This is a genomic window from Roseisalinus antarcticus, from assembly GCF_900172355.1.
GTDB classification, from domain to species: Bacteria; Pseudomonadota; Alphaproteobacteria; order Rhodobacterales; family Rhodobacteraceae; genus Oceanicola; species Oceanicola antarcticus_A.
In genome coordinates this window covers 71,582-97,281 of sequence record NZ_FWFZ01000011.1, presented here as the reverse complement: position 1 = coordinate 97,281, position 25,700 = coordinate 71,582, and the positions used below count along the sequence as shown (strand labels likewise).

The following is a 25,700-nucleotide window of genomic DNA, read 5'->3' as shown; positions in this document are numbered from 1 at the left end:
CGCGAACCGCCCGGACGCCGGGGCCTTGCCTGCGGTGCCTGTGCCGCCGCTCCGCCTGCGGCGTTCCTGGCGGACCGGCCTGGCCCATGTCCACGGCACCGGCAAGGATTGCCGACCCCCGCGCACCCGCCGTGGGCCGCGGTGTCAGTCCTCCTCGTCGTCGTCGGACAGGAGTGAGAATTCCCCGCTGTCCGCGGCCTCCCGGATGGCGGCGATCATGCGGCTCTTGGCGGCCTCGGCCACGGAGTTCTTGACCCGGCCGCGCTCTTCGATCTCGTCGCGGAGCTGGGACGCCATCCGCTGGGAGATGTGGTCCAGGACATAATCGGCGGCGAGCTGCTCATCCCCGCCGGCGGCCATGGCCGAGGAAAGCGCCGCAGTCAGATCGACCCCGTCCACCACCCGGATGATCTTGGCCACGTCTTCCTTGTGGATCCGGTTGGGCAGGTCGGCGAAGGTGAAGATCGCCTTGCGGACCTCCTCGGCAAATTGCGGATCCTCCTGCTCGAGCGATTCGAGGACCTCGTCCCGGGTCGCGGCCTGGCTGGAATTGAGGATCTCGCCCAGGCGCCGCCCGGCCTTTTCGGGAAAAGCGGTCGGAGCGGCCCGGCCATAGGTTTCGGCCAGCGCCGACCCGATCCGGTGCACAGCCGCCGGCGTCACCGACTGGGTCCGGGAGACCGCGTAGGTGATCCGCCGCGCCCGCTCGCCCGGCAACAGGCCCAGGAGTTTGGCGGCCTTGGACACGGGAAGCTTCGATAGCACCACTGCGCAGACCTCGGTGCTTTCCGTCTCCATGATCGGGCGCAGTTCCTCGGCCGAGAGCACGAGAACGCGGGGCCAGGGGTCGGCGCCCGAGAGGCGGGCATTCTCCTCGCGCAGGACGGCGGCGGCGGTCGGGCTGATGTGGCCGTCCAGCATTTCCAGCACCGCATCCATGTTCGGGGGCGCGGACAACGCGACCTGGGACAGGAGGCCCGAGAATTCCTCGGCCACCTGCTCCAGTGTTTCGCGATCAACCATGCGCAGGCGCGAAATCTCGCGGGTCAGCGCGATCTGGGATGATTCGGGGAGTCGTTCGAGAGGCAGACGTTGCCCTTTGGACAACGCGATCTGAACGATTATGGCGGCCTTGCGCCGCCGTATGTCTGACGCGGACGGAGGAGTCGCCCCTGTCCCTTCAACCAACTGCATCGGCATCGCCACCTTCGACCAAGCTGCCGGTGCAGTTAGACGGAAAGGCGTGAAGAAACCGTTAGATGCAGGGCGTTTCCCTTCAGCCGGTGACGATTGGCGTGCAGGTTCCGGCCTCGGCGTCGTATTGCATGCCGTCGGCGCAGCTCATCGCCTGTTGCGAATGATCGCCGAAGCATTGCGCGGCCGCCAGGCCGGGCAGGAGCGTGAGAATGAGGACGGTCAGTGCGGTCTTCATGGTCATTTCCTCCATATGAATGCGAAGAGGGTAGCGCAGGGTGACCCAACGTCAATCGGATTTGCGGTCCGGATGGGTCAGAATCACGGACATCCGCTTCAGTTCGGCGAGCGCGTCACTGGACAGATCCTGGTCGCTTTGCGTATTTCTGTGCAACCGCGTGACAATTTCAACAATTTGCCCAATTTCGTCGTCAGTATATTCCCGATCGTGTCGGGCATGTCCGGCCACGGACCGACTGCCGCCATCGTCGATGACAACGGCCACGCCAAAGCGCAAACCGTACTCGGCACTGCGGGCAAGGACTCCGGCCGGATCGCTGTCCGCAAGATCCGACCATCGGACCCAGCCGGTGCCGTCATGAGAGAAGCCGAATCCCACGATCGGATCGCTCATGACCAGGCCTTCCTGGGAGTAGATATCCAGCCAGGCCCGGTCGTAGGTCTGGAACAGAAAGGCAGGCGTGGTGAAGCGAATATGGAACGCCAGTGCAAAACCCGACGGGCTGACGGACTCGAGACGCGCAAGATCCTGCTCGATCATGATAGACAACTCACTGGGCAAGTCAGAAACTCCTATGGTGTTGCCAGAGATGGCAATATTGCCATATCTTACGGCAGCGCCCCCAGCCAATCATACTTCCGCGTCCCAGTGGCAGAAAAGTAAAAACAGTCTGAAACTTGCCAAAAGAGATGGATGTGAGCAAACAGATCGGCATTGATGACGTTAAGGTCGTCGCTCCGGTGGGCCATTACCTGGCGCTCCGTCTCGGCTTTGCTTTCCCCATGGAAGAAATCAACAATCTGCCGCCGGACTGGGTGGAACATTATACCACGCAAAGGTTCATGTTGAGCGATCCCGTGATCCGCTGGATCTATGCCAACGTCGGCGCGGTGCGCTGGTCGGATATCGACCTGGAGGATCACAATCGCGTCCTCGCCCAGGCCCGAACCTTCGGCCTGCGGTTCGGCCTCGCGGTCAGCGTCTTCGACAACAATCCAGAGGGTCAGCGCTCTTTCGGCAGCTTCGCGCGTGCCGACCGGGAGTTCACCGAGCCGGAGATCCGCCTGCTGACCGCCTACGTGACCCGACGTCACCATGAGAAGGCACCGCCGCGCAACATCACCAACGCCGAGATCGAGGCGCTCCGCATGGTCAAGGACGGCCTCCGCCTCAAGCAGATCGCCCATGAGCTCGGCGTTTCTGAAGGGGCGGTGAAGCAGCGCCTGAAGAACGCCAAGAAAAAACTCGGCGCCCAGACCGGCGCCCATGCGGCGGCGCTCGCCGCCGATTACGGCCTGATCTGACCACCGCCGCCGCCGCGGCCATTCCGCCCCGTTCCGACCTGCCGACCGTGCCCTTTCGGGGCCACGGAGAATCACTTTTTTCGCGCCCATCCCTTCAGTGACACAGAAAAACCTTCACAACGTCTTAACGGTTAACGCTTCATTAGGGGTTTCAGGCGAGTTTGAGCACAACAATTGTCGCGTTGCTGGGGCAATTGTTCCGAAAGCAGAAACTGAAAAGAGATGGGACGGCGCCCTCGGGCGTCGAAGGGAACACGATGCATTACGTTACATTTGGACTGCGCGACCTCCACGAATACGGGAACGCCTACTATGAGTACCTCGCGCTGCGGAAGCGCTTCTTCGTCGACAGCCTGGGGTGGGCGATTCCCCACGACGACCAGGTCGAGATGGACCAGTATGACAACCCGAAGGCACGCTACTCGCTCGTGATCGGTGACGAGGGCCAGGTCCTCGCCGGGGCTCGGGCGCTGCCCACCACGGCACGGTGGGGAGAGACCACATACATGCTGCGCGACGCCCAGGCTGGCCAGATCTCGGGAATTCCCGCCGACTTGCTGAACGGCCAGATCGTCTCGAAAAGCATGTGGGAATGCACCCGGCTTGTCATCTCACCGGATATGAGGGGTATGAAGGCCAGGATCGACTGCCTCGACCTGATCTGTCGTGGCCTGGTCGACGTGGCCGAAGAGCAGGGCGCGACCGAATTGATGTCGCTGTCCAACCTCTGGCTGCTGCGGGCGCTGAAATCGCTCGGCTTCGACGCGAGCCTGATGTCCAGGCCCTATGTCAACGCCGACGACGGTCACAAATACGCCGTGATGAAGATCCCCGCCGTGCGCCTCGATCGCCGGGTTGCCCCGAATGTGGTGCCGCAGGCCGCCGGTCCGGTGCGCCAGATGCAGCCCCGTCTGCTTCACGCCGCCTCGACCTGAGGACCGGATGCAAACATCGGAAGGGCCGTCAAGCTGCCCGACGGCCCTTCATCGCTTCAGCCCGCCTCAGGCCGGCTGACCAAAGACCCGCGCAAAGATCGTATCCACATGCTTGGTGTGGTAGCCCAGATCGAACTTCTCGTTGATCTCGTCCTCCGACAGGGCGGCGCGAACCTCGGCATCGGCCAGAAGCTCGGTGCGGAAATCCTTGCCCTCTTCCCAGACCTTCATCGCGTTGCGCTGCACCAGCCGGTAGGAGTCCTCGCGGCTGACACCGGCCTGGGTCAGCGCCAGAAGCACGCGCTGCGACATCACCAGCCCGCGGAACTTGTTCATGTTGGCGAGCATGGTCTCGGGGTAGATCACCAGCTTTTCGACGACGCCGGCCAGACGGGTCAGGGCGAAATCCAGATGGATGGTGGCATCCGGGCCGATCCCGCGCTCCACCGAACTGTGCGAGATGTCGCGCTCGTGCCAGAGGGCCACGTTCTCGAGCGCCGGCACCACCGCCGACCGCACGAGCCGCGCAAGACCTGTGAGGTTCTCGGTCAGCACCGGGTTGCGCTTGTGCGGCATCGCCGAAGAGCCCTTTTGCCCGGCCGAGAAGAACTCCTCGGCCTCCAGCACCTCGGTGCGCTGCATGTGGCGGATCTCGGTGGCGATGTTCTCGATCGAGGAGGCGACGACACCCAGCGTGGCGAAGAACATCGCGTGCCGGTCGCGGGGGATGACCTGGGTCGAGATCGGCTCCGGCCGCAGGCCGAGCTGGGCGCAGACATGCTCTTCCACGGCCGGGTCGATATTGGCGAAGGTGCCGACCGCGCCCGAGATCGCGCCGGTCGCGACCTCCCAGCGGGCCTTTTCCAGGCGATTCCGGTTGCGGTCCATCTCGGCGTAGAACCGCGCGAACGTGAGGCCCATGGTGGTCGGTTCCGCATGGATCCCATGGGAGCGGCCGATTCGCACCGTGTCCTTGTGCTCCAGCGCCCGAGCCTTCAGCGCGGCCAGCAACCGGTCCATGTCCGCAAGCAGGATGTCGGCGGCGCGGCAGAGCTGGATGTTCAGCGTGGTGTCCAGAACATCCGACGAGGTCATGCCCTGATGGACAAAACGCGCTTCGTTCGCGCCGACGATCTCGGCGAGATGGGTCAGGAAGGCGATGACGTCATGCTTGGTCACGGCCTCGATGGCGTCGATGCGGTCGACATCGAAGCTGACGTCCTGCGCCTTCCAGACGGCGGCCGCGTTTTCCTTGGGGATCACGCCAAGCTCGGCCATGGCGTCGCAGGCATGGGCCTCGATCTCGAACCAGATGCGGAACTTCGTCGCGGGCTCCCAGATCTCGGTCATCTCGGGACGGGAATAGCGGGGGATCATGGCTGGGCCTCTCTGGTCGGGTCGCCGATGTCCTAGCCTTGGGCGGGGCGGGCCACAAGACGGCCGGACATGCGTCCGGAACCGGATCGCTGTCCGTTTGCGCCATCACCCGCGCCGGGGTAACGGGACGGGATGGACGGCTTGATGCAATTCGAGGGGCGGTGGGCGCTGTCGCGCCAGGTGCAGGATTTCCGCGACCGGTCCCGGCTGGCCTTCGAGGGGGAGGCGACCTTTCGCCGCGACGCCGAGGGGCTCGCGCTCGAGGAATCGGGGCGCTGGACCGAGGCGAAGTGGGGCGGGCTCACGGCCTCGCGGCGCTATCTCTGGCGGGCTTTCGGGCCGGCGATCGACGTCTTTTATGCCGACGGCCGCTTCTTCCACCGGTTCGACCTCGTGCAGGCCGGACGCGCCAAGAGCCGGCACGATTGCCCGCCCGACCGCTACGATGTCACCTATCGCTTCGATCTGCCGAGCGCATGGGAGGCGGCCTGGCGCGTCAAGGGCCCGGCCAAGGACTATCTCAGCCGCACCCGTTACCGCCGCCGCTAGCGCTCTCGGGCCTTGTCTGATCCCGGACCATGCGTCAGAACGGAAGACAGGTTTCATGACAAGGGAGCGCGACATGGCTCTGACGATGACAGACAAGGTCCTGAGCGAGGCCATCGGCCCCGGCGAGGGCATGGGCCGCGTGGCCAAGCAGGTGATTCTGGTGGCCCTCGGCGTGGCCGCGATGGTGGTTGCGGCGAATATCCGGGTGCCCATGTGGCCGGTGCCGATCACGATGCAGACCTTCGCGGTGCTGACGATCGGGGCGACCTATGGTGCGGGCCTCGGCTTTGCGACGATTGCCGTCTATCTCGCGCTGGGTGCGCTCGGTTTTCAGGTCTTCACCGGTGAGGGCGCCGGGCTGACCTACATGATGGGGGCCACGGGCGGCTACCTGGTCGGGTTCGCGGTCGCGGCGGGCGTGATGGGCGTGCTTGCGCGCCGGGGCTGGGACCGGAGCGTCACCGGCATGGTCGGCGCTCTGCTGATCGGCAACGCGGTGATCTATGCCTTCGGCCTGCCCTGGATGGCCTACCTGTTCCTGGCAGAGCGCGGCGCGGACTTCGTGCTGCAATGGGGCATGACCAACTTCCTGCTGGGCGATGCGTTGAAGCTGGTGCTGGCGGCGCTGGTGATCCCGGGGCTCTGGAAGCTTCTGGGCAACGCCCGGACCTGATCCCGGCCGCAACGCGAATGGAAGGAAAGGCGCGGGGGAAACCTCGCGCCTTTTTCGCGTCCGTGCGCGGGCCGGTCACTCGGTCAGGCGGGTCTCGATCGTCGCGCCGTGCTCCAGGCTGCGATGGACCGGGCATTTGTCGGCGATCTGCAGAAGGCGCTCGCGCTGATCCGCACTCAACGCGCCGGTCAGGCGGATGTCGCGCACGAAATGGTCGACCCGGTCGGCCGGCGGATCGGCATCCTGGGCGTGGACCTTGTTGTGCCGCACATCGACCGACACCGTCTCCAGCGGCCAGCCCTTGCGGCGGGCATACATCCGGATCGTCATCGAGGTGCAGGCCCCGAGGCCGGCGCTGATCAGGCCATAAGGGCTGAGCCCCTTGTTGGTGCCGCCATAGCACTCGGGCTCATCCGCCAGCAGGTGATGGGCCCCCGACTGGATGTCCTGGAGAAAGCCCGCGGGATCGGCCTCGCGCACGCGCAGCACGCCCTCGGGCACGCCGGGCGGCGGGGCGGGGCTGGCGAGATCCAGGTAGCGGGTGGCCCAGGCGGCGGTGATGCCCGCGGCGTATTCGGCATCCTCGGACCGGCTGATCAGGTGATCGGCATCGTCGAGGGTCACAAAGCTCTTGGGGTGTTTCGCAGCGCCGAAGATCTCGGCCGCATTGGCGATGGAGACGGTATCGTCCAGCGGCGCGTGCATGACCAGCAGGGCGGCATTCAGGTTGGCGATGGCGGGGGCGAGCGCTCCCTTGGCGATGTCCTCGACAAAGGTGCGCCCGATCAGGAAGGGGCGGCCCGCGAGAGAGACCTCGGCCACCCCGTCGTTGAGGATCTTCGGGATCGCGTCGTCGAAATGCTGGGTGACATGCGAGGGATCGAAGGGGGCGCCGATCGTCACGACTCCCTTGATGCCCGCCATCTCGGACGCGGCGCGCAGAACGGCGGCGCCGCCCAGGGAATGGCCGATCAGCAGGCTGGGCGCCATGCCCCGCTCGCCAAGTGCGGCGCAGGCGGCCTTGAGGTCGCCCACGTTGGAGCTGAACGACGTGTTCTCGAACTCGCCTTCGGAATGGCCGAGCCCGGTGAAGTCGAAGCGCAGGACCGCGATCCCCATGGCCGCCAGCCGCGCCGAGATCCGTCGCGCCGCGGGGATGTCCTTGCCGCAGGTGAAACAATGGGCAAAAAGCGCCGTCGCCAGATGCGGCCCGTCGGGCAGGTCGAGCTGCGCTGCGAGGGCGTCGCCGTCATGGCCGGGAAAGGTGAATCGGTCGGTGGGCATCTGTGGATATCCTCGGCGCTGCGATCAGTCTTATGTGGGGGCGGGGCAGGGCCGGATGAAAGCCCCGCCGAGCCGGCCGCGCGGCATGGTGACAATTGTGTCAGTCCGGTCCCCCGGGTGTGCGGGCGAGGGGCGGTCCTTGCGGTTCGGGATGTCCAATCGGCCGCGGCTTTGGCAGTCTCGGAGCATGAGCGATATGAGCGAACCGGTCCTTCAGCCTGCCATCCCCGAGCCGCTGCGCCGCGCGGCCGCCGCCCCCCTGCCCAGGATGCAGCCGGTCGAGGGGTCCTGGATCACCGTCGATGCCGCCCACGGCGCCCAGCTGGCCGAGAGGGCGCGGCTTCTGTCGGAAAAGGGCCGGCTGGTTCTCGACGCGCTGCCCGGCACTCGGCCCAACCTTGAGGACCTGTTCGAGGTTGTCCGGCAGGCGCTGTGCGACCACGACGGTTTTGGCGTGAAGGGCGACCGTGTGGAGGGGCCGTCGGGCAAGGTGGCGGTTCTTGATCCCGCCCGGGTTCTGGAGAGCCTGAACGACGTGCTGGCGGAGGATCTGTGCCTGCTTGAAAAACGCGGCGACGAGCATGTGCTGGTAGCAGCGTCATTGTGTTTTCCGGCGGGCTGGACCCTGGCCCAGAAACTGGGCCGGCCGCTCAGCCGCATCCACCGGCCGGTGCCTCCCTATGACGCGGATGTCGGACGGCGCGTTCAGCGGTTTTTTGATGCAGTGCGGCCAGGGCGGCCGATATGGCGTGCCAATTTGCACGGCTACAACCGCCCCGACCTGTTCCTGCCGCTGCGCGAGGACGAGGCGAAAGAGAAGATTTCAGGCGCCCCGTGCTATCTGCGGTCCGAGCGTCAGACGGTCCTGCGCCTTCCGGGCACCGGGGCCATGCTGTTCGCGATCCATACCACGGTCGCCAAGGCCTGAGGCGGGCCCCTAGTCGACCGTGTTCATCGACGCATCGAGTGCGCCGCCGCCGGTGAAGTTCGGCGCGAGCTCAAGGCTCAGGAACGAAGGGCCGAGCGCCAGATAGAGGAGGATCGCGCCCAGGATGGTCGCGAGACGGCCGAGCCCGGAGACCCCGCGCCCCTTTCGGCCGGCGCTCCAGGCGCGGAGGCCGTTGATCGTGCCGAGCGGCCCGATCCGACCCCAGAGGCCGGCCTTCTGCCAGACCGCCCGTTCGGCCGCGCGCCCGGCCGCCTTGGTGGCGCTGGCCTCGGCGGCGGTATCGACGATGTGGGCGGTCTGATCCCGGGCGGAGTGTTTCCACGCGCGTTTGTCCCGCGTGGCGGATGCCAGAGGAACCGTTGCGGCGACGCGCGGACGGCGGTTGCGGGGATGGCGTTCGTCGAGCGGGTGATAGCTGCGCATCTGTCGGTCCGGGTCATGGGGCGTATTCCGCCGAGGATGCGCAGGGTTTGCGGCAGCTTTGCGGAGCAGCCCGGGCCGAATTCGGGCGTATCGCCGCCCGGCCCCCGGCCCGAAACGCCGGAAACGAAAATGGGCGCCCCGCAGGGCGCCCATCCGTGATCGGGAATGCAGACCTGATCAGCAGCTGTAGTACATCTTGAACTCGATCGGGTGCGGCGTGTGCTCGTAGGCATAGACCTCTTCCCACTTCAGATCCATGTAACCCTCGATCTGGTTCTTGGTGAAGACGTCGCCGGCGAGCAGGTACTCGTGATCGGCGGCCAGCTCGTCGAGCGCTTCGCGCAGCGAGGCGCAGACCGTGGGGATCCCGGCCAGCTCTTCGGGGGGCAGGTCGTAGAGATCCTTGTCCGACGCGGCGCCGGGGTCGATCTTGTTCTTGATGCCGTCGATCCCGGCCATCAGCAGGGCGGAGAAGGCGAGGTAGGGGTTCGCCGCCGGATCGGGGAAACGCGCTTCGACGCGCTTTGCCTTGGGGTTCTCGGCCCACGGGATCCGGACGCAGCCGGAGCGGTTGCGCGCGGAATAGGCGCGCAGAACGGGGGCCTCAAAGCCCGGGATCAGACGCTTGTAGGAGTTGGTCGAGGGGTTGGTGAAGGCATTCAGCGACTTGGCATGCTTGAGGATGCCGCCGATGAACCACAGCGCCTCGTCCGACAGGTCGGCGTATTTGTCGCCGGCAAACAGCGGCTTGCCGTCCTTGAAGATCGACATGTTGACGTGCATGCCGGTGCCGTTGTCGCCCGAGATCGGCTTGGGCATGAAGGTCGCCGACTTGCCGTAGGCCTGGGCCACGTTGTGGATCACGTACTTGTACTTCTGGATCTCGTCGGCCTGGTGGGTCAGCGAGCCGAAGATCAGGCCAAGCTCGTGCTGGCAGGAGGCGACCTCATGGTGGTGCTTGTCCACCTTCATGCCGATCTTCTTCATGGTCGACAGCATCTCGGAGCGGATGTCCTGCGCGTCGTCGACCGGGTTCACGGGGAAGTAGCCGCCCTTGACGCCGGGACGGTGGCCGGTGTTGCCGACCTCGTATTCGGTGTCGGTGTTCCACGACGCGTCGATCGCGTCGACCTGGTAGGAGACCTTGTTGATCCCGACCGAATAGCGGACGTCGTCGAACAGGAAGAACTCCGCCTCGGGGCCCCAGTACGAGGTGTCGCCGATGCCGCTGGCCTTGAGGTAGGCCTCGGCCCGCTCTGCGGTGCCTCGGGGGTCGCGGTCATAGCTCTCGCCGGTGTCGGGCTCGACCACGGTGCAGTGCAGGCAGACGGTCTTTTCGGCATAGAACGGGTCGACATAGACGCTGCCCGGGTCGGGCATCAGTTTCATGTCGGATTCCTCGATCGACTTCCAGCCGGCGATGGAGGAGCCGTCGAACATGAAGCCTTCCTCGAGGAACTCCTCGTCGACCTGGTCGGCCATGACCGTCACGTGCTGCAGCTTGCCGCGCGGGTCGGTGAAACGAATGTCGACGTACTCGACCTCTTCGTCCTTGATCAGCTTGAGAACATCAGCATTGCTCATCTGAGTGGTTTCCCCTTCTATCAGATAGTCTTTTGACGTGGTTGTTCAGAGGGCGTCTTCGCCGGTCTCGCCGGTCCGGATGCGGATCGCCTGGGAGATGTCCGAGACGAAGATCTTGCCGTCGCCGATCTTGTCGGTCTTGGCGGCGGTGACGATGGCGTCGATCGCCGCGTCGGCGAGGTCGTCGGTCAGGACCACTTCGATCTTGATCTTGGGTAGGAAGTCGACGACGTATTCGGCGCCGCGATAGAGCTCGGTATGGCCCTTCTGGCGACCGAAGCCCTTGACCTCGACCACGGACAATCCCTGCACGCCGACCTCTTGAAGGGCTTCCTTGACCTCGTCGAGCTTGAACGGCTTTATGATTGCCTCGATTTTCTTCATAGGCCCGGCTCTCCCTTTGTTCTTCATCAGGATCGGGAGAGACCATGACTCGGAATGACCCACAATCGAGTGCGCCGCAGAGGCTGTGCCGCGCCGGGGGTTTCGGCGGGGTGCGCAAATAAAATGGTCAAAACGGCGCGAAAATAGGCGAAGATGAATCGACGGAGGCGAGGGCGATGACGGAACTGCTGAGCGTGGCGCAGATGCGGGCGGCCGAGGCCGAGGCGATGCGGTCGGGGGCCGCCACGGGCCTGCAGCTGATGGAGCGGGCCGGGCGCGGGGCGGTCGCGGCGATGCTGGAGGAATGGCCGGATCTGGTGGCCGGACGCTGGCGGGCGGTGGTCCTGTGCGGGCCGGGCAACAACGGCGGCGACGGCTATGTCGTCGCGCGGCGGCTGGCGGATCGGGGCTGGGCTGTCGAGGTGCTGGCGCTGGGCGATCCCGCGCGGCTGGGCGGGGATGCGGCCAAGATGCGGGCGCTTTGGACCGGCCCGGTGGCTGGGCTGGACGAGGCCGGGGCGGGGCCGCGGCCCGGCCTGCTGGTCGATGCGCTGTTCGGCACCGGGCTGACCCGCCCGCTGCCCTGGGAGGCGATCACGGCCATGCGGGCCGTCCGCGACCGGGCGGCCGGGCAGCCCGGCGAACGGTGCCGCGTGCTTGCGATCGATTGCCCCTCGGGGCTGAATTGCGACACGGGCCGGGTGGACCTGCCCCCCTCTGGCGATGATGCGCCGGAGGATGCGGAGGCCCGGTCCCACTCTGCCATCGGGATCCTGTCGGCGGATCTGACGGTGACTTTTCATGCGCCCAAGCGCGGGCACTACCTGGAGGCCGGGCCCGGCCTGTGCCAGCGGCTGCGCGTGGTCGATATCGGGCTGGAGCCGTCGGAGGCGCCCTCGCCGGTGGAGCCTCCGGCGTCGGGACGCGTTCGGCTGGTCGGAGCGCGGTCTTGCGCCGCGGACCTGTCGGGCGATCTGTGGCCGGGGCAGCTTTTGCGGCCGGGGGCGGGGGATCACAAGTACCGGCGGGGCCATGTGCTCGTGGTCTCGGGCGGTGTCGGCCGGGGCGGGGCGGCGCGGCTGGCCGCGCGGACGGCGCTGCGGATCGGGGCGGGGCTGGTGACGATCGGCTGCCCCCCGGCGGCGCTGCAGGAGAATGCGGCGCGGCTCGACGCGGTCATGCTGCGGCCCCTGCGCGATGCGGCGGCGCTGGAGGCGCTGTTGTCCGATCCGCGGATCTCGGGCCTGGTGCTCGGGCCCGGCGCGGGGGTGGGGGCGCGGACCCGCGAGATGGTGGGCGTGGCGCTGGCGGCCCGGCGGGGAACGGTGCTGGATGCGGATGCGCTGACGAGCTTTGCCGAGGCGCCGGAGGAGCTTTTCGCGCAGTTGCATCCGGGCTGTGTGCTGACGCCCCATGACGGCGAATTCGCGCGGCTCTTTCCGGATCTGGCACGGCGTGACCGGCAGACCTCTCGGGTGGACGCGGCGCTGGCCGCGGCGGCACGGGCCGGGGCGGTCGTCTTGTTGAAAGGCGTGGATACGGTGATCGCAAGCCCGGAAGGTCGGGCGGCGGTGCATGTGGCGGCCTATGGCCGGTCGGCGCCGTGGCTCGGGACGGCCGGAGCCGGCGACGTGCTGTCGGGGATGATCGCAGGGCTGCTGGCCCCCGGGGCCTCGGCGCCGCAGGTGGCCGCCGAGGCCGCCGCATGGCTGCACGTGGAGGCCGCGCGGCGCTTTGGCCCGGGGCTGATCGCCGAGGACCTGCCGGAGATCTTGCCGGCGGTGTTCCGGGATCTGGGGCTTTAGGGTCGGAGGACGACGCTCGCGCGTGCCGCGCATCGCCCCGCCCACCGTCCCTTGGGGGCGCGTCCTCGGTTTCGGCGCCTAGCCGGGCTGGTCCGGGTCGATGCCGGCCGCGATCTCCAGGCCGTCGGCATAGAGGATATGGGCGGTGTCGAAGACCAACTGGTAGAGCCGCCCGGTGATCGGGGCCCCGCTTGACACGAACTCTCCATCCACCAGCCGGGCGGCCGGCACCGTGGCCGTCGGGGCGCCGAAGAGGGCACGGGCCCGCCAGTCGCGGACATGGACCAGCGTGCCGTCGGGCAGGGTCGTGTCGCGATCGGGGCGGGTATGGCCCAGAGAGCCCGCGCGGAAGGTCACCGGGATGTATCGGGTGCGCAGGCAGCGCAGCTCTCGCAGCACGGCCATGCCGGTGTCGCGGGTGATGATCCGGTCGCCGGGGGCGAGATGGTCGACCGGCATCGACCCCTCCAGCGTCAGCACGTCCGTGCCGGCGCAGAGCCCCGTCCTGCCGGCCGTCCGGCCCCCGCTGCCCATGCGATTGTTCCCGCCGACGCGCTCCGCGTCGGGCTTGACCCTGCTGTCCATGGCGTATTCCCGCTCTGGTATGTCTGCCTCTGATTGGGGACAGGATAGATAAAGAGAGTGTTTACGTCATGCATTTTATGCAACTTGCCGCGCCGAATTGCCCTTGAACGTGACGTGCGGGCGCGCGAAACGGGTGTGTGTGCGGGTGTGGCGGAACTGGTAGACGCACCAGATTTAGGTTCTGGCGCCGCGAGGCGTGGGGGTTCGAGTCCCTTCACCCGCACCACGACGCGCCGCCCCGAGACGCGGCATCGCAGCTTTCGGCGCAAGGATGCAAGGGCGACGATGGGGGTTGAAGCCCATTGGCGCCCCCTCTAGAAGACCTCGAAATCCGCGGGGGCTGTTCCCCGGCTGCGGCCCCATTCTTCTTCCATGCGAGGATCACGATGAACGTCACCGAAACCCTGAACGAAGGCCTCAAGCGCGGCTACCAGATCACCGTCACGGCGGGTGAGCTTGATGCGAAGGTGCTGGAGAAGCTCAAGGAAGCCCAGCCCGAAGTGGAAATGAAGGGCTTTCGCAAGGGCAAGGTGCCCATGGCGCTGCTGCGCAAGCAATTCGGCCCGCGCCTGATGGGCGAGGCCATGCAAGAAAGCGTGGACGGTGCGCTGACCAGCCATCTCGATGAGACCGGCCACCGCCCGGCGATGCAGCCCGAGATGAAGATGACCAACGAGGAGTGGAAAGAGGGCGACGACGTCGTGGTCGACGTGACCTACGAGGCCCTTCCCGATATCCCCGAGTTCGACTTCACCGAGCTGACGCTGGAGCGGATGACGGTCGAGCCCGACGAGGCCTCGGTGGACGAGGCGCTTGAAAACCTCGCCAAGTCCGCCCAGCGGTTCGAGGCCAAGGACGGCGCGGCCGAGGATGGCGACCAGGTTGTCATCGACTTCGTCGGCAAGAAGGACGGCGAGCCCTTCGAGGGCGGCGCGGCCGAGGATTATCCGCTGACGCTGGGCTCCGGCTCGTTCATCCCGGGCTTCGAGGAGCAGCTTGTGGGCGTCAAGGTGGGCGAGGAGAAGGCGATCGACATCACCTTCCCCGAGGATTACCAGGCCGAGGCCCTGGCCGGACAGGCCGTGGTGTTCGACATCACCGTCAAGGAGGTCAAGGGCCCTGTGGCGGCCGAGGTCGACGACGAGCTTGCCAAGCAATACGGGGCCGAGGATCTCGGGGCGCTCAAGGGCCAGATCCGCGAACGACTGGTGCAGGAATACCAGGGGGCCGCGCGGGCCGTGGCCAAGCGCAAGCTGCTGGACATTCTGGACGAGAAGGTCTCGTTCGAACTGCCCCCCAGCCTGGTGGATGCCGAGGCGGGCCAGATCGCCCACCAGCTGTGGCACGAGGACAACCCGGACGTGCAGGGCCACGACCACCCCGAGATCGAGACCACGGACGAGCACAAGGCGCTCGCCGAGCGGCGGGTGAAGCTGGGCCTTTTCCTGGCCGAGGTCGGCCAGCGCGCCGAGGTCCAGGTGACCGACGCCGAGATGACCCAGGCGGTCATGAACCAGGCCCGGCAATACCCGGGGCAGGAGCGTCAGTTCTTCGAATTCGTGCAGCAGAACGCCCAGATGCGTCAGCAGATCCAGGCGCCTCTGTTCGAGGACAAGGTCGTGGACATGATCTTTGAAAAGGCCGATGTCACCGAAACGACGGTCTCGAAGGAAGAGTTGCAGAGCGCGGTCGAGAAGCTCGAAGACGAGTGATCGGCGCCAAGTGTCGGTAGGATCGAGGGGGGCGCGACCGGGTCCCAGCCTCCCAGCGGATGTGTTGAAAAACCACGTCTGATCCCAAGTGACACGCCAGACCGACTGGCCAATGCCCTCGCAGAAACCTGCGGGGGCAGTTTCGTTGTGTGGGATGTCGGATGTCGGCTAGGCGGATCAAGTCGACTTTCTCTGCGCTTGAGCCAACAGCGGCTTTCCCGGGGCTAAATGGCTTCTGGCAATTCGTCAGATGGTCTTGACCCATCCTTCAACGCCTCATTGCGGCGCGCGAGTGTTTCGTGCCGCTCCTGTGCCTCTCGGTCTGAGAAAAAGCTTGCAGAAGGCGCAAGCCTTCTTACGGCTTCTTCGACCTCATCCAAGCCAACGCGGAAGAACTCTTTGCGCATGTTGGATGCGTTCACGCGGCGGTTCGAGAATTCTTTGTGAAGGGCACTTTCTAAGGCTGGGGCTTCGTCCGAGTAGACCATAGCGTGGGTGTCGAAGCCGAACGGGACGCTTGCGTCACCAAGTTCCTTTGCGCGGTCGTCTGGCTCAAGCCGCCGTGATCAAACCGATCTTGACGACATCCTCGCCAAAAGAGCCGATCTTGGAGATGACATAGACGTAGCCGGATTTGGTCATCTCAGCCATTGCTCGAGCGCGTTCGCTGGTGGCGTGCGCCTCTGCCAAGGCCGCTTCAAGCTCTGCGATGCGGTCGTCATCAACACCCGCCTCAGACCGCGCCTTGCTCAAGAGCTTCTGATACCGTTCTTCTTCGCGCTCTGCGGCGTCAGCTTCCGCCAACAGCTTCTTCTCTTCACGTTCCGTCCGCACAAGTTCTGTGCGCTCATGCTTCTCGATCTTGAGGCGCTCGCGGTATTCGTGGGTCGCATGCAATTCGTCCAATTTGAGGCTGACATATTGCTCGCTGAGACGCAGGCTCATGGAGTCATTGGCTTTGTCGATTTGCTTGGCTGCGTTGTGGATACGCATTTCCATTGCGTTCCCGTTGTTCCAACGTGCGTTTTCGATGGCCGCTTCGCATTCATTGTTGAAAGCACGCAGGCTTAGCCGAGTCTGCCGGTTAATCATGGTTTGGCCCTTGGCGCGGCTTCCATCCACTTGCCAGTCAGTCGGACAGAGGGTCGATGTCTTGGCCGACACCATCGCCTTTTGACAGTCCCGGATGCGCTTGATCTCTTGTTTTTACTCGTCAGAATATTCGAAATCGAAATGCGGCTCATACACGCCGAGCTCTGCAGTAGAGAGCTTTTCATCGTGATCTGCGACTTGTTGCTCCAACTTTTTCAAAGTGGTGCGCTTCGCGGCATAGGAGCGACGCGTGTCTTCGATTTGGTTCTCCAAGTTTTCTTGCGTCTCCCCGAGCGCGGAAACTGCATCTTCAATCGATGTGATGGGTGCGCCTGGCACCTGCGGAAAATCAGGCCCCAAGCGGACAAAAGCCCGTGTGGTGACCGCGACCGACACGGTCGCGAACTTCAACAGATACGACAAGGGGCTCGGACCGGGGCGCGGGCGTTCTCTGCGCGGGCAGGATGCTCCGCGCGGGCGGCGGAGACGCGCACGGCCGGCCAGTTCTGGACACATGAACGCAAAAACAGGAACCGCAGACCGGCGTAGCGCGATTTTTTGCTAACGCTGCTCGGCGGTTGTCCGCTATCGTCGTCGCACATTATTGAGAACGACAGGTGAGAGAATGAAACGGATCCTAGCAGTCATCGCCGCCATGGTTGGCCTGAGCGCGGGGGCTGCCATGGCATGCCCGACATATTCGACGGGCGGCGTCGAACAGTACCAGACAACAGGCGGTCAGCTTCGCTCGCCGCGCTTCTTCAATGTTACTGCCGGCGGCCAGAACAACCTTGGCGGATGTCCGCATATCTACAACAACCTCGGCTCCGACCGCCTGTCCTATGGTCAGAGCTATTTCACCACGCAGCCCGACTTCAGCTTTTTCCTGTCCAACATGGGCAGCGTCCGGCTGGTCGTCTCGGTGGTCAGCGAGTGCGATGCGGCGCTGTTGATCAACACCGGCTCGGCGAACTGGTATTTCGACGACGATGACAACGGCAACCTAGACCCCCGGATCAGCCTGAGCCGGCCGTCCAACGGTCGGATGGATATATGGATCGGCACTTTCGACGGCCAGTATTGCAACGCGCAGCTGCGGATGGAGACTTTCGCCCGCTGAGCGCCGTCGTCGACAAAGGTTTCGAATGACATGGGGCCGTCTGCGAGGACGGCTCCTTTTTTTGCGTGGCGCACCGACTTGGGGATAGCCTGATCCGGAGGGCGATCCCGGGAAGCCCTCGCAGCGGGCCGCGCGGCCTTCTGTTCAACCTTGGCTATGCTGTCGGACCGACATCGCCACTTGCGCGGAAAGGCGCGGTGGCCCGGTCGGTCAGTCGACCAATCCCAACTGTCGCGCGATCGTGGCGCTGTCGTAGTAATCCCGGCCTTCGACGACCATGCCGTCCCTGACACGCATCACCGAACAATAGCGGACTTCGGCCTTCTTGCCGGTCGGGGGGAAGTCTCCGAGGCTGGATCTCAGAACCCCGGTATGGGTGCCGGAATTGCGGAATTCGACCGTGGCCCATTCGCCGTCGAGGCTGACGATGACATTCTCGACCTTGCACAGCCCGTCCGGGAAGGCCTCGCGCCAGCGATGATAATCGGCCTTGTAGGCGTCCTTGCCCGGAAGCTTCTCGCCGCGGGCGATATCCTCGAAGGCGCAATCGTCGGCGATCACTTCCGCCCCGCGGTCGGGATCGCGCATGTCCCAGGATTCGTGAAACTGGCGGACGACCTTTTCGGTGGGATGCATGGCATGGGTCCTTTGTGAGCAGGCAGGCAAGGGTCCGGGCGGTCGTCATCCTGGCGGATTCGCCCGCGTGGCGCCGGTTTGGTTCGGGTCCGGCTGGGCTCTGGCGTCGCCGCGACGCTCGCCGGCCGACAAGGGGCCGCCCGCGTGGACGCCCCCCGAGGGAACGGCGCTAGAGCGTGATCCGGAAAATCGCGAAGCCCGCGTCGGTGTTGCCCGCAGGCTCTATCGTCATGCCCTCGATGTCCTTGGCATATTGGGCGCCGGCGGGGCCGGTCTCGAACAGGACCGTGGTGCCGTTCATGGATCGGAACGACCAATTGGCATCGGCGCGGGGGCTTACTGTGCCCTGATCGACAATATAGCGCACGATGACGTCGCGGTTGGTGTCGGGCCCCTCGAAGATGATCGTGTCGCCGGTGCCGGGGAAATGGCCGCCTCCCGAGGCCCGGTAATTGTTTGTGGCCACGATGAATTCCGCGTCGTCGTCGATCGGTGCGCCGTCATGGCGCAGGTCGGTGATGCGGTGGGCTTCCGGGGCCACGACCTCTCCGTCGTTGTTGTAGCGCGATGCCTGGGTCAGGTCGATCTGGTATGTCACCCCGTCGATCACGTCGAAATTGTAGGACGGGAAGTCGGGGTTCAGCAGCGGCGCGTCGACCGCCCCTTCCTCGACCCGGTTGAACATGCCGGCCGAGCGTTCGAGCCATTCGCGCACCTGGGCGCCTGTCACCGACACCGCGCGGACGGTGTTGGGATAGAGATAGAGGTCGGCCACGTTCTTGATCGCCACGGCGCCCACGGGGACGTCCGTGTAATATTCCGGCCCGCCGCGTCCGCCGGCCTTGAAGGGGGCGGCGGCCGAGAGGATCGGCAGGCCCTCGTACTCGGTGCCGACCATCATCTGCTCGATATACCAGGTCTGGGCGTTCGAGACGATCTGGACCGACGGATCGTCGGCCACCAGCGCGAAGTAGGAATGCAGCGGCGCGTCGGTCTGGCCCACGGCGCGGCGGACATAGGCGAGCGTGGCGTCGTGATCCTCTTGCGTGGCGTCGAGCACGGGCTGGTAATCCTCGACCAGCGCGGTGATCGAGCGGTCCTCCTCGCGGCGCGAGATCGGCCGGGCCTCGGACATGTGCGAGGCGATGCGCCAGCCGGCGCCGTCCCGCTCCAGCATCAGGTCGATCAGGCCCAAGTGGCTGCCCCAGAACCCGCCCATCACGCCGGGCTTGCCCATGATCGTGCCGGCCTCGGCATCGACCCCGGGGAAATCGGCATAGGTGGAAGAGGGGAAGACCAGATGCGAGTGGCCGGTAAAGATCGCGTCGATGCCCTCGACCGCGGCCAGTGGCACGCTCGCATTCTCCATGCCGTCGCTGGCGTCGGCCGCGCCGATGCCGGAATGCGACAGCGCGATGATGATGTCGCAGCCCTCTTCCTTCATTTGCGGCACATAGGCCGCGGCGGTGGCGACGATGTCGCGGGCCTGGACGTTGCCCTCGAGATGCTTGCGGTCCCAGTTCATGATCTGCGGCGGCACGAAGCCGATGATCCCGATCCGGATCGGCGCGGTCTCGCCCGCGCCGTCGGTGATCTCGCGGTCGAGAATGACGTAGGGCGGCAGCAGGGTGTCGTCCTCGCGCGGGGTGGCGCCGAGGGATTTGGCGACATTGGCGCAGACCATGGGGAAGCCGGCGCCAGCCAGGGATTTCATCAGGAAGTCGAGGCCGTAGTTGAATTCGTGGTTGCCCAGCGTGCCGGCATCAAAGCCCAGGGTGTTGAGGGCGGTGATCACCGGGTGGATGTCGCCCTCGGCCATACCGCGCTCGTAGGCGATGTAGTCGCCCATCGGGTTGCCCTGCAGGAAGTCGCCGTTGTCGAGCAGCAGGGAATTGGTGCTTTCGGCGCGGACCGCGTCGATGATCGAGGCGGTCCGCGAGAGGCCGAGCGTGTCGACCGGGCGGTCGGCGTAGTAATCGTAGGGCCAGACATGGACGTGGATGTCGGTGGTTTCCATCAGGCGCAGGTGCGCCTGGCCGGCCTGGGCGGCGGCCGAGAAGGGATGGAGCGCGATGAAGCCGGCGGATCCGGCGAGAAAGCCGCGGCGGGAGAGGGTCAGGGGCATGGCGTCACCTTTTGGCTGGGTCCGGGGGCGTCGTTACGCCACCTCCATGTGGGACAGATTGCAGCCTTCGGGCCGCGCGGCAAAGCAAAGAGTTCGGGGCTGGCGCCGCCTTGTCCGGCGCACGCACCTGTGGCCGGGGCGGAGCGAGGGGCCAGCCCCTCGCGCTCCCCGGAGTTTTTCGGCCAAGATGAAGGGGATGGCGCGGCGTGCATGAGGGGCCGTCGGGCGAGGCTGCACATGAAAACGGGCCGCCCGGCGAAGGGCGGCCCGTGTCGTGACCTCGTGGTCCGTTGCGCGTTGCGCGGTCAGGATTCGCCGTCGGTGATCGGCTCGGCCGAGTCGTCGGTGGCGGGGCCGCGCGGGTCCTCGTCGTCGTCGAAACCGGCGGAGCCGATGTCGTCGAAGAGCTCCTGGATTTCGAATTCCGCGGCGGCTTCTTCCTCGGCGGCGAGGTCCTGGATCGACTTGCCCTGTGCCTGAAGCTCCGCCTCTTCTGTCGAGCGGGCCACGTTGAGCGCGATCGTGGCGGTGACCTCGGGGTGGAGGTTCACGGTCACGTCGTGCAGGCCGAGGTACTTGATCGGCGCGGTGAGCGCGACCTGCTTGCGGTCGATCGTGAAGCCGGCCTCGCCTGCGGCATCGGCGGCGTCACGGGTCGAGACCGAGCCGTAGAGCGCGCCGCCGTCGGAGGCGGAGCGAATCACGACGAAGGTCTGGCCGTCGAGGGTATCGGCCATCTTGACCGCCTCGGCCCGGGTTTCGAGATTCTGCGCCTCGAGCTGGGCTTTTTCGGCTTCGAACCGCGCCTTGTTGGACTCGTTGGCGCGCAGGGCCTTGCCCTGGGGCAGGAGGAAATTGCGGGCATAGCCCTCCTTGACGGAGACGACTTCGCCCATCTGGCCGAGCTTGGCCACACGTTCGAGAAGGATAACGTCCATGGGAGTTGCTCCTTACTTCACGGCATAGGGCAGAAGGGCGAGGAACCGGGCGCGCTTGATCGCCTTGGCGAGCTTGCGCTGGTTCTTGGAACCCACTGCGGTGATGCGGGACGGCACGATCTTGCCGCGCTCGGAGATGTAGCGCTGCAGCGTGCGGGTGTCCTTGTAGTCGATCGCGGGGGCGTTGTCGCCCTCGAACGGATCGGACTTGCGACGGCGGAAAAATGGTTTTGCGGCCATGTCTTGGTATCCTTTCCTGATCCGGTTCAGTTGCGGTCGCGGCGGCGGTCGGGCCGCTCGTCACGCTTTTGCATCTGCACGGAGGGGCCTTCCTCGTGGGCGTCCACCTTGATCGTCATGACCCGCATGACGTCGTCGTGGAGGCGCATCAGGCGCTCCATCTCCTGCACGGCGGAGGCCGGCGCATCGGTCCGCAGGAAAGCGTAATGGCCCTTGCGGTTCTTGTTGATCTTGTAGGCCATCGTCTTGACGCCCCAGTATTCGCTGTCGACGACCTTGCCGTCGTTGTCGGTCAGCACCTGGGAGAAATGTTCGACAAGGCCCTCGGCCTGCGCGTTGGAAAGATCCTGACGCGCGATAAAGACATGCTCGTAGAAGGGCATGTGCACTCCGTTTCTGTTCAAGCGCATTTCATAGGACAGGGTCTGGACCTTCCGCTCCCTGTCCACGAGAGGCTGCGCGGGTCAAAATCGTCCGCGGAAGGATGGCACTTTATACAGATCGGGCGGCGCGGGGCAAGCTCGCCCGGGCATTTCCCCGCAATTGCCCGCATTCTGCCCGGTTCGCGGGGCAGGTTAAGGTTAATTCCTCTTTGACCACGTCAGCAGAACGGGATCCGGGCCCATGATAAAGACCTTTTCCTTCGGCGGATCCGCCGCCCCCGCGGCGCGGCCGCGCCGCGGGGCGCGGCCGTCCGCGCGGGTGGATCTGGACGAAACCTACTGGGGCTACGTCGTGCGCTGCGACGGCTGGACGGCCCATGTGGCGCTGGCCGCGCAGACCGTCAGCTGGTTGGGCGGGCTGGGCGCCGCGCTTTTCGCGGCGGCGGTCTGGCTGTTGCCCGCCGAGGCCTTGGCGATCGACCCGGTGGCGGGGCGGGCCGGGGCAGCCGGGCTGATCGGCGGCTTTGCCTGCATCCTGTTCTGGCTGACCACCCGCGGGAGCGTCTGCGAGCTTCAGGTGGACCTGAAACTGTCCGAGATCCGCGAGGTCCGGCGCAGCCGTGGCGGACGGCCGCGGCTTGCGGGGCGCTACGGGTTCCACGAGATCGGCGGGGTCCACCTGGACCGCGCTACCTCCGGGCGGGGCGCTGCGCGGCTTCTGCTTCGCTATGGCAACAGCGCCCGCACGATCCCGGCGGCCGTGGGCCCGGTCGCCGAGCTGGAGCGCCTGCGCGACCGGATCGGCGGGGATCTGACCACCCGTCTGGCGCCCCGGGGCGCTGCGTAGGGCGAGCGATCCCGCCGGGAATGTTGTGATCGACCGCGCCGCGGGGTAATCGGTGAGAAAGATCACCAGTCGGGGGAACCATGCGCGCATTCGTCTTTCCGGGCCAGGGCGCCCAGTCAATCGGGATGGGCAAGGCCCTGGCCGAGGCCTATCCCGCGGCGCAGGCCGTGTTCGATGAAGTCGATGCGGCGCTGGGGGAGAACCTCTCCACCCTGATATGGGAGGGGGATCAGGACGCGCTGACGTTGACGGTCAATGCCCAGCCCGCACTGATGGCGACCTCGATGGCGGTGATGGCGGCGCTGGCGGTCGAGGGCGTGCAGCCCGAGGCCGCGGCCTTTGTCGCGGGCCATTCGCTTGGCGAATATTCGGCACTTTGTGCCGCCGGTGCGTTGTCCCTGGCCGATGCGGCCCGGCTTTTGCGCATCCGCGGCCGGGCGATGCAGGACGCGGTGCCCGTGGGGCAGGGCGGCATGGCGGCGCTGCTCGGCCTGGATTTCGAGACCGCCACGGCGGTGGCCGAAGAGGCGGCGCAGGGCGAGGTCTGCCAGGCCGCCAACGACAACGATCCGGGCCAGGTTGTCGTCTCGGGCCACATCGCGGCGGTGGAACGGGCGCTGGAGATCGCCAAGGCGCACGGCGCCAAGCGGGCGGTGATGCTGCCGGTGTCGGCGCCGTTCCACTCGGCCCTCATGCAGCCGGCCGCCGAGGTCATGGCAGAGGCACTGGGCGGGGTCGATATCAAGGTGCCGGTCGTGCCGGTGGTGGCGAACGTGACGGCCGAGGCCCAGTCCGAACCGGCCATGATTCGCGAGCTTCTCGTGCGTCAGATCACCGGGGCGGTCCGCTGGCGCGAAAGCGTGGCCTGGATGGCCGGCCAGGGCGTGACCGACCTGTGGGAGATCGGGGCCGGCAAGGCGCTGTCGGGCATGGCGCGGCGGATCGACCGGGGGTTGGCCACGCGCACGCTGGGCCAGCCGGACGAGGTGAAATCGGCGGCCGAGAGCCTGCTGGTCTGAGCCCCGCTGCGCCATGGCGCGGCCATTGCGCCCGGGCGCCGGCTTGGGATAGCAGGCGGAAATGCGATACGACAGGAGTGGCCGATGTTCGATCTGACAGGAAAATCCGCGCTGGTGACGGGCGCCTCCGGTGGGCTGGGCAGCGCCATCGCGCGCACCCTGCACAGCGCGGGCGCGACGGTCGGCCTGTCGGGCACCCGGGTCGCGCCGCTCGAGGCGCTGGCCGAGGAGCTCGGCGAGCGGGCCCATGTGCTGCCCTGCGACCTGAGCGACCACGCCGCCGTCGACGCCCTGCCCAGGCGGGCCGCCGAGGCGATGGGGGCGCTCGACATCCTGGTCAACAACGCCGGGATCACCCGCGACCAGCTCTTCATGCGCATGTCCGAGGAGGATTGGGCCAGCGTGCTGGACGTGAACCTCACCTCGACCATGCGGCTCTGCAAGGGCTCTGTCCGGGGGATGATGAAGGCGCGTTGGGGCCGGATCGTCAACATTTCCTCGATCGTGGGAGCAGTGGGCAACCCGGGACAGGCGAATTATGCCGCCGCCAAGGCCGGTATGGTCGGCATGTCGAAGGCCATCGCCTATGAGGTGGCGACCCGCGGTATCACCGTGAACTGCGTGGCGCCGGGCTTTATCGAGACGGCGATGACGGGCAAGCTGACCGACGATCAGAAAACCGGCACGCTGGCGCAGATTCCCATGGGCCGGATGGGCACGCCGGACGAGATCGCGGCGGCCGTGCTCTATCTTTCCTCGCCCGAGGCTGCTTATGTGACCGGGACCGTCCTGCACGTGAACGGTGGGATGGCCATGGTCTGAAACCCCTGTCCTGCAGGGAGTTGAAAGCGTTTGCCTAGGCGGGAATCTCTGCTATAGGCGGCGCAATCGAGCCGGGGAGCGCAGGTCGCCCCGGTATTCGGCGCCCGGAGATGGGCGACAATCGATGCCCGCTTTCGGGCAGATATGCCAAGATGGGCCAAGGCCCGAAGATGTGAGGACTGGACATGAGCGACGTCGCTGACCGAGTGCGCAAGATCGTTGTAGAGCACCTGGGCGTGGAAGAGGACAAGGTTACCGAAAACGCTTCCTTTATCGACGACCTCGGCGCGGATTCCCTGGACACCGTCGAGCTTGTCATGGCGTTCGAAGAGGAATTCGGCATCGAGATTCCCGATGATGCCGCCGAGACGATCCAGACCTTCGGCGATGCGGTGAAATTCATCTCCGAAGCTCAGTAGGATCGCGGAATTCCCGGTTTATTTCCGGTTGGAGGAGCGGCGCCCAATTCGGGCGCCGCTTCTTTTTTCCGGCTCCGGTCTATTCGGCGGCTTATTCGGGCCACCGTGATTTTTGCGGGATGTATCTGGTCCGTGTCGTCCGCCGCAGGCGCGACCCTCAGCTCTGGCGGCTCGGGACGTTGCGCCGCGGCCTGTGGGTCTGCACCGGGCGCTGGGACATGGTATGTCCCGTCAGCGTCCGGAAGAGGTTTTCCGGCACCCTTTGAGCAAAGGCGAGGCCGGCGTTGTGCGAATTGCACCAGGCGACGCGGGAGCGGATCGTGCTGTCGCCGGTCAAGAGCTCGACCGTGCCGTCGACCACCAGCTCGATATCGCGCGGCACGGATACCTGGGCGCCCATTCGGCTGATGTTGTTGATCTGGGTGGGCACGACCGTCTCCCTCACACGGAGCGAGGCGGGGATTGAGGTAAGGTAGCGCCGGTGCAACGCCTCACCTCTGCCGGACAGCCATTGCATTATCCACAGCAGTGCCAGCACCAGCAGGGCGATGCCGAGCGCATGAACGGAATCGACGGCCGCCGTCGCGGAGGCCGCGGCGGCATCGGACCCCGCGCCGCCTGGGTGATCCTCTTCGTAGGTCCCCGTCGTGCAATCGAACCCTTCCATCAGGCCGCGGATGTAGCTCGCGCCGTCGTCCCCGCCCGTCCGGACCAGGTATTGCCGCCGCATGATCGTCGACTCGCTGAGGTCGACGCGCTCGAGCTCGAAGGTCGATCGCAGGAAGCTTTTGAGCCGCTGTTCATCCGGTTCGAGGGCAGTGCCCGAGACAGCCTCGGCGAAATCCAGCTGTATCGCGGCGGCGCGTTCACGCAGGAGCCAGGCGAGGGCGCCGCCGTTCTTGTGGGGTTCCCCATTCTGCACAAGGCTGAGCACGGCGCTATGCGCTGCGGCGGGACGCAGCACCCGATCGCGCAGCTCGCATGTATCTGCGCCAACACTGGTTGCCCACAACAAGGTGATGACGAGATGACAGAGCCCGATTCTTTGAAGCATGTCACC

The 25,700-nt window shown here is 66.0% G+C and carries 29 protein-coding genes, 1 tRNA gene and 1 pseudogene; 13 read left to right on the top strand and 18 right to left on the bottom strand.

Features of this window, described 5'->3' with window-relative positions:
• Nucleotides 1-144: 144 nt before the first annotated feature.
• The 3 genes from ROA7023_RS12230 to ROA7023_RS12225 form a co-directional block, all read right to left on the bottom strand.
• On the bottom strand, nt 145-1,194 hold the full coding sequence (locus ROA7023_RS12230) for a FliG C-terminal domain-containing protein (RefSeq protein ID WP_234992184.1): 1,050 nt from the start codon (nt 1,192-1,194) through the stop codon (nt 145-147).
• A gap of 82 nt (nt 1,195-1,276) precedes the next feature.
• Nucleotides 1,277-1,432, bottom strand: a complete 156-nt coding sequence (locus ROA7023_RS24765; RefSeq protein WP_200812500.1) for a hypothetical protein — start codon at nt 1,430-1,432, stop codon at nt 1,277-1,279.
• 51 nt (nt 1,433-1,483) lie between these two features.
• The gene (locus ROA7023_RS12225; RefSeq protein ID WP_085879321.1) at nt 1,484-1,975 is read right to left on the bottom strand and encodes an autoinducer binding domain-containing protein; all 492 of its coding nucleotides are present in this window, start codon (nt 1,973-1,975) and stop codon (nt 1,484-1,486) included.
• A gap of 155 nt (nt 1,976-2,130) precedes the next feature.
• On the opposite strand from ROA7023_RS12225, the gene ROA7023_RS12220 reads away from it, so the two are divergent.
• Entirely contained in the window at nt 2,131-2,739 is a 609-nt protein-coding gene (locus ROA7023_RS12220; protein WP_234992182.1) for a LuxR family transcriptional regulator, read from the top strand.
• Nucleotides 2,740-2,996: 257 nt separating this feature from the next.
• On the top strand, nt 2,997-3,674 hold the full coding sequence (locus ROA7023_RS12215) for an acyl-homoserine-lactone synthase (RefSeq protein ID WP_085879320.1): 678 nt from the start codon (nt 2,997-2,999) through the stop codon (nt 3,672-3,674).
• Between the two features lie 66 nt (nt 3,675-3,740).
• Here ROA7023_RS12215 and purB read toward each other — a convergent pair whose 3' ends face one another.
• On the bottom strand, nt 3,741-5,051 hold the full coding sequence (gene purB, locus ROA7023_RS12210; protein WP_085879319.1) for an adenylosuccinate lyase: 1,311 nt from the start codon (nt 5,049-5,051) through the stop codon (nt 3,741-3,743).
• A 132-nt stretch (nt 5,052-5,183) separates the two neighbouring features.
• On the opposite strand from purB, the gene ROA7023_RS12205 reads away from it, so the two are divergent.
• Nucleotides 5,184-5,600: a DUF6314 family protein gene (locus tag ROA7023_RS12205; RefSeq protein WP_085879318.1), complete on the top strand. Its 417-nt coding sequence runs from the start codon at nt 5,184-5,186 to the stop codon at nt 5,598-5,600.
• A gap of 73 nt (nt 5,601-5,673) precedes the next feature.
• Nucleotides 5,674-6,273, top strand: a complete 600-nt coding sequence (locus tag ROA7023_RS12200) for a biotin transporter BioY (RefSeq protein ID WP_085879372.1) — start codon at nt 5,674-5,676, stop codon at nt 6,271-6,273.
• 75 nt (nt 6,274-6,348) lie between these two features.
• Here ROA7023_RS12200 and ROA7023_RS12195 read toward each other — a convergent pair whose 3' ends face one another.
• Nucleotides 6,349-7,557: a bifunctional alpha/beta hydrolase/OsmC family protein gene (locus ROA7023_RS12195; protein WP_085879317.1), complete on the bottom strand. Its 1,209-nt coding sequence runs from the start codon at nt 7,555-7,557 to the stop codon at nt 6,349-6,351.
• 196 nt (nt 7,558-7,753) lie between these two features.
• On the opposite strand from ROA7023_RS12195, the gene ROA7023_RS12190 reads away from it, so the two are divergent.
• On the top strand, nt 7,754-8,485 hold the full coding sequence (locus tag ROA7023_RS12190; protein WP_085879316.1) for a heme-dependent oxidative N-demethylase family protein: 732 nt from the start codon (nt 7,754-7,756) through the stop codon (nt 8,483-8,485).
• A gap of 9 nt (nt 8,486-8,494) precedes the next feature.
• Here the strand turns inward: ROA7023_RS12190 and ROA7023_RS12185 are convergent, their stop codons facing one another.
• From ROA7023_RS12185 to ROA7023_RS12175, 3 genes are all read right to left on the bottom strand, one after another.
• Nucleotides 8,495-8,929: a hypothetical protein gene (locus ROA7023_RS12185; protein ID WP_085879315.1), complete on the bottom strand. Its 435-nt coding sequence runs from the start codon at nt 8,927-8,929 to the stop codon at nt 8,495-8,497.
• A 177-nt stretch (nt 8,930-9,106) separates the two neighbouring features.
• Entirely contained in the window at nt 9,107-10,513 is a 1,407-nt protein-coding gene (gene glnA / locus ROA7023_RS12180) for a type I glutamate--ammonia ligase (protein ID WP_085879314.1), read from the bottom strand.
• A gap of 45 nt (nt 10,514-10,558) precedes the next feature.
• Entirely contained in the window at nt 10,559-10,897 is a 339-nt protein-coding gene (locus ROA7023_RS12175; protein ID WP_085879313.1) for a P-II family nitrogen regulator, read from the bottom strand.
• Between the two features lie 176 nt (nt 10,898-11,073).
• Here ROA7023_RS12175 and ROA7023_RS12170 point away from each other — a divergent pair, with 176 nt between their 5' ends.
• Nucleotides 11,074-12,702: an NAD(P)H-hydrate dehydratase gene (locus ROA7023_RS12170; protein WP_085879312.1), complete on the top strand. Its 1,629-nt coding sequence runs from the start codon at nt 11,074-11,076 to the stop codon at nt 12,700-12,702.
• A gap of 78 nt (nt 12,703-12,780) precedes the next feature.
• Here ROA7023_RS12170 and ROA7023_RS12165 read toward each other — a convergent pair whose 3' ends face one another.
• Nucleotides 12,781-13,287: a Hint domain-containing protein gene (locus ROA7023_RS12165; RefSeq protein ID WP_234992180.1), complete on the bottom strand. Its 507-nt coding sequence runs from the start codon at nt 13,285-13,287 to the stop codon at nt 12,781-12,783.
• A 141-nt stretch (nt 13,288-13,428) separates the two neighbouring features.
• Here ROA7023_RS12165 and ROA7023_RS12160 point away from each other — a divergent pair.
• Nucleotides 13,429-13,513: transfer RNA gene (locus tag ROA7023_RS12160), tRNA-Leu, on the top strand.
• Nucleotides 13,514-13,673: 160 nt separating this feature from the next.
• Nucleotides 13,674-14,999: a trigger factor gene (tig, locus tag ROA7023_RS12155; RefSeq protein WP_085879311.1), complete on the top strand. Its 1,326-nt coding sequence runs from the start codon at nt 13,674-13,676 to the stop codon at nt 14,997-14,999.
• A 224-nt stretch (nt 15,000-15,223) separates the two neighbouring features.
• Here tig and ROA7023_RS25080 read toward each other — a convergent pair.
• The 3 genes and pseudogenes from ROA7023_RS25080 to ROA7023_RS25070 form a co-directional block, all read right to left on the bottom strand.
• Nucleotides 15,224-15,490, bottom strand: a pseudogene (locus ROA7023_RS25080) (GIY-YIG nuclease family protein); the annotation flags it as partial.
• A 61-nt stretch (nt 15,491-15,551) separates the two neighbouring features.
• Nucleotides 15,552-16,166 (bottom strand): SNIPE associated domain-containing protein, encoded by a 615-nt coding sequence (locus ROA7023_RS25075; RefSeq protein WP_503128315.1) that lies wholly within the window; start codon nt 16,164-16,166, stop codon nt 15,552-15,554.
• A gap of 39 nt (nt 16,167-16,205) precedes the next feature.
• Nucleotides 16,206-16,502, bottom strand: a complete 297-nt coding sequence (locus ROA7023_RS25070; protein WP_234992176.1) for a hypothetical protein — start codon at nt 16,500-16,502, stop codon at nt 16,206-16,208.
• Between the two features lie 214 nt (nt 16,503-16,716).
• Between ROA7023_RS25070 and ROA7023_RS12145 the strand changes: the two genes are divergently transcribed.
• Entirely contained in the window at nt 16,717-17,211 is a 495-nt protein-coding gene (locus ROA7023_RS12145) for a hypothetical protein (protein ID WP_200812499.1), read from the top strand.
• Nucleotides 17,212-17,421: 210 nt separating this feature from the next.
• On the opposite strand, the gene ROA7023_RS12140 is transcribed toward ROA7023_RS12145, so the two are convergent.
• From ROA7023_RS12140 to rpsF, 5 genes are all read right to left on the bottom strand, one after another.
• The gene (locus ROA7023_RS12140; RefSeq protein ID WP_085879310.1) at nt 17,422-17,847 is read right to left on the bottom strand and encodes an ester cyclase; all 426 of its coding nucleotides are present in this window, start codon (nt 17,845-17,847) and stop codon (nt 17,422-17,424) included.
• 169 nt (nt 17,848-18,016) lie between these two features.
• Nucleotides 18,017-19,972: a bifunctional 2',3'-cyclic-nucleotide 2'-phosphodiesterase/3'-nucleotidase gene (locus ROA7023_RS12135; RefSeq protein ID WP_085879309.1), complete on the bottom strand. Its 1,956-nt coding sequence runs from the start codon at nt 19,970-19,972 to the stop codon at nt 18,017-18,019.
• A 305-nt stretch (nt 19,973-20,277) separates the two neighbouring features.
• Nucleotides 20,278-20,910, bottom strand: coding sequence for a 50S ribosomal protein L9 (gene rplI, locus ROA7023_RS12130; RefSeq protein ID WP_085879308.1), 633 nt, complete (start codon nt 20,908-20,910; stop codon nt 20,278-20,280).
• A gap of 12 nt (nt 20,911-20,922) precedes the next feature.
• Nucleotides 20,923-21,150: a 30S ribosomal protein S18 gene (rpsR, locus tag ROA7023_RS12125; RefSeq protein WP_085879307.1), complete on the bottom strand. Its 228-nt coding sequence runs from the start codon at nt 21,148-21,150 to the stop codon at nt 20,923-20,925.
• 26 nt (nt 21,151-21,176) lie between these two features.
• On the bottom strand, nt 21,177-21,533 hold the full coding sequence (gene rpsF, locus ROA7023_RS12120) for a 30S ribosomal protein S6 (protein WP_085879306.1): 357 nt from the start codon (nt 21,531-21,533) through the stop codon (nt 21,177-21,179).
• Nucleotides 21,534-21,774: 241 nt separating this feature from the next.
• Between rpsF and ROA7023_RS12115 the strand changes: the two genes are divergently transcribed.
• From ROA7023_RS12115 to ROA7023_RS12100, 4 genes are all read left to right on the top strand, one after another.
• On the top strand, nt 21,775-22,380 hold the full coding sequence (locus ROA7023_RS12115) for a hypothetical protein (RefSeq protein WP_085879305.1): 606 nt from the start codon (nt 21,775-21,777) through the stop codon (nt 22,378-22,380).
• A gap of 80 nt (nt 22,381-22,460) precedes the next feature.
• Nucleotides 22,461-23,399 carry an ACP S-malonyltransferase gene (gene fabD / locus ROA7023_RS12110; protein WP_085879304.1) on the top strand — a complete coding sequence of 313 codons (939 nt, stop codon included), beginning with the start codon at nt 22,461-22,463 and terminating at the stop codon, nt 23,397-23,399.
• An 84-nt stretch (nt 23,400-23,483) separates the two neighbouring features.
• Nucleotides 23,484-24,221: a 3-oxoacyl-[acyl-carrier-protein] reductase gene (gene fabG, locus ROA7023_RS12105; protein WP_085879303.1), complete on the top strand. Its 738-nt coding sequence runs from the start codon at nt 23,484-23,486 to the stop codon at nt 24,219-24,221.
• A gap of 185 nt (nt 24,222-24,406) precedes the next feature.
• Complete coding sequence (locus ROA7023_RS12100; RefSeq protein ID WP_085879302.1) at nt 24,407-24,640, top strand: acyl carrier protein; 234 nt, start codon at nt 24,407-24,409, stop codon at nt 24,638-24,640.
• 157 nt (nt 24,641-24,797) lie between these two features.
• Here the strand turns inward: ROA7023_RS12100 and ROA7023_RS12095 are convergent, their stop codons facing one another.
• On the bottom strand, nt 24,798-25,694 hold the full coding sequence (locus ROA7023_RS12095; RefSeq protein WP_085879301.1) for a PilZ domain-containing protein: 897 nt from the start codon (nt 25,692-25,694) through the stop codon (nt 24,798-24,800).
• Between the last annotated feature and the right edge of the window lie 6 nt (nt 25,695-25,700).

Bases quoted from the DNA above. Each gene is read 5' to 3' on its own strand.
- ROA7023_RS12230 (WP_234992184.1), bottom strand. From the start codon at position 1,194: ATGCAGTTGGTTGAAGGGACAGGGGCGACTCCTCCGTCCGCGTCAGAC.
- ROA7023_RS24765 (WP_200812500.1), bottom strand. From the start codon at position 1,432: ATGAAGACCGCACTGACCGTCCTCATTCTCACGCTCCTGCCCGGCCTG.
- ROA7023_RS12225 (WP_085879321.1), bottom strand. From the start codon at position 1,975: ATGATCGAGCAGGATCTTGCGCGTCTCGAGTCCGTCAGCCCGTCGGGT.
- ROA7023_RS12215 (WP_085879320.1), top strand. From the start codon at position 2,997: ATGCATTACGTTACATTTGGACTGCGCGACCTCCACGAATACGGGAAC.
- purB (WP_085879319.1), bottom strand. From the start codon at position 5,051: ATGATCCCCCGCTATTCCCGTCCCGAGATGACCGAGATCTGGGAGCCC.
- ROA7023_RS12205 (WP_085879318.1), top strand. From the start codon at position 5,184: ATGGACGGCTTGATGCAATTCGAGGGGCGGTGGGCGCTGTCGCGCCAG.
- ROA7023_RS12200 (WP_085879372.1), top strand. From the start codon at position 5,674: ATGGCTCTGACGATGACAGACAAGGTCCTGAGCGAGGCCATCGGCCCC.
- ROA7023_RS12195 (WP_085879317.1), bottom strand. From the start codon at position 7,557: ATGCCCACCGACCGATTCACCTTTCCCGGCCATGACGGCGACGCCCTC.
- ROA7023_RS12190 (WP_085879316.1), top strand. From the start codon at position 7,754: ATGAGCGAACCGGTCCTTCAGCCTGCCATCCCCGAGCCGCTGCGCCGC.
- ROA7023_RS12185 (WP_085879315.1), bottom strand. From the start codon at position 8,929: ATGCGCAGCTATCACCCGCTCGACGAACGCCATCCCCGCAACCGCCGT.
- glnA (WP_085879314.1), bottom strand. From the start codon at position 10,513: ATGAGCAATGCTGATGTTCTCAAGCTGATCAAGGACGAAGAGGTCGAG.
- ROA7023_RS12175 (WP_085879313.1), bottom strand. From the start codon at position 10,897: ATGAAGAAAATCGAGGCAATCATAAAGCCGTTCAAGCTCGACGAGGTC.
- ROA7023_RS12170 (WP_085879312.1), top strand. From the start codon at position 11,074: ATGACGGAACTGCTGAGCGTGGCGCAGATGCGGGCGGCCGAGGCCGAG.
- ROA7023_RS12165 (WP_234992180.1), bottom strand. From the start codon at position 13,287: ATGGACAGCAGGGTCAAGCCCGACGCGGAGCGCGTCGGCGGGAACAAT.
- tig (WP_085879311.1), top strand. From the start codon at position 13,674: ATGAACGTCACCGAAACCCTGAACGAAGGCCTCAAGCGCGGCTACCAG.
- ROA7023_RS25075 (WP_503128315.1), bottom strand. From the start codon at position 16,166: ATGGTGTCGGCCAAGACATCGACCCTCTGTCCGACTGACTGGCAAGTG.
- ROA7023_RS12145 (WP_200812499.1), top strand. From the start codon at position 16,717: ATGAAACGGATCCTAGCAGTCATCGCCGCCATGGTTGGCCTGAGCGCG.
- ROA7023_RS12140 (WP_085879310.1), bottom strand. From the start codon at position 17,847: ATGCATCCCACCGAAAAGGTCGTCCGCCAGTTTCACGAATCCTGGGAC.
- ROA7023_RS12135 (WP_085879309.1), bottom strand. From the start codon at position 19,972: ATGCCCCTGACCCTCTCCCGCCGCGGCTTTCTCGCCGGATCCGCCGGC.
- rplI (WP_085879308.1), bottom strand. From the start codon at position 20,910: ATGGACGTTATCCTTCTCGAACGTGTGGCCAAGCTCGGCCAGATGGGC.
- rpsR (WP_085879307.1), bottom strand. From the start codon at position 21,150: ATGGCCGCAAAACCATTTTTCCGCCGTCGCAAGTCCGATCCGTTCGAG.
- rpsF (WP_085879306.1), bottom strand. From the start codon at position 21,533: ATGCCCTTCTACGAGCATGTCTTTATCGCGCGTCAGGATCTTTCCAAC.
- ROA7023_RS12115 (WP_085879305.1), top strand. From the start codon at position 21,775: ATGATAAAGACCTTTTCCTTCGGCGGATCCGCCGCCCCCGCGGCGCGG.
- fabD (WP_085879304.1), top strand. From the start codon at position 22,461: ATGCGCGCATTCGTCTTTCCGGGCCAGGGCGCCCAGTCAATCGGGATG.
- fabG (WP_085879303.1), top strand. From the start codon at position 23,484: ATGTTCGATCTGACAGGAAAATCCGCGCTGGTGACGGGCGCCTCCGGT.
- ROA7023_RS12100 (WP_085879302.1), top strand. From the start codon at position 24,407: ATGAGCGACGTCGCTGACCGAGTGCGCAAGATCGTTGTAGAGCACCTG.
- ROA7023_RS12095 (WP_085879301.1), bottom strand. From the start codon at position 25,694: ATGCTTCAAAGAATCGGGCTCTGTCATCTCGTCATCACCTTGTTGTGG.